Annotated in this window: 1 protein-coding gene; it reads left to right on the top strand. The window is 67.6% G+C overall.

What is annotated here, in order from left to right; all coding sequences use genetic code 11:
- Positions 1 to 296 precede the first annotated feature (296 nt).
- Complete coding sequence (locus G3N92_RS34510; protein ID WP_241015217.1) at positions 297 to 776, top strand: hypothetical protein; 480 nt, start codon at positions 297 to 299, stop codon at positions 774 to 776.
- The last annotated feature ends 49 nt before the right edge of the window (positions 777 to 825 follow it).

Here is an 825-nt window from a genome sequence, read left to right as displayed (position 1 = left end):
GCGCCGGTCGCGCCGCCCGAGACGATCGCCACCTTGCCGGCCAGCCGCCCGCGCCCGCGCCCGGCCGGGGTTGCGCCTTCCTTGCCCATGCTCATCCGATGCCTCCCGATGTGATGATGGGGACACGGTAGGCGCGCCGAAATGGCCCGACTATCCAGAATTGGCAAAAAGTCGATGGGTGTCCGAAATACCGGGCGGGCCGGTGCGGGCATGGCGCGTGCGGCGTCCCGTCTATTTTGGCGGGCCTACACTGGGCATCACGGAATGCGGATCCTCACACGATAGCCACTTCAGAAATGGGTTTCGATCTCACGACCGCCGTTGCCACCCATACCTGCCGCAGCGTCGAGGAGCAGGCGACGCTGCTCGACGCCTGGAATCAGAGCTACTGCCAGATCTCGCGCGGCAGCTTCGACGGCTCGATCGTCTCGTTCGCCGCGGGCAGCGTGCGCGTGCACATCGAACGCCTGAACCGCACCGTGTATCAGCGCGGCGAGGTGGCGCGCGACCGCATCGCCGTGGGCGTGCCGTTCCAGCTCGAAGGGCATGCGCTGCTGTGCGGCGAGAAGAGCCATCGCGACGCGCTGCATGTGTTCTCGGGCAGCAACGGCTTCGAGTTCCTGTCGCCCGACCGGCACCTCGTGGTGAACCTCGAAATCGCGCCCGGCGATTCGCGCAGCGACAGCGTGCGCGCGCAACTGCGCGACATCGGCGAGCGGCTGGCCGGCCGCGCCGGCGTGCGCAACGCCGAGCCCGATCGGAAGAGACGCGGGTAGGGGAAGAGTGTGGGGCGCGTGGCAGGTCTGTTGTGTCTGCTGTCTATAA

Source organism: Burkholderia sp. Ac-20379 (assembly GCF_017104645.1).
GTDB lineage: Bacteria > Pseudomonadota > Gammaproteobacteria > Burkholderiales > Burkholderiaceae > Burkholderia.
This window is presented reverse-complemented; position numbering and strand designations above follow the sequence as displayed.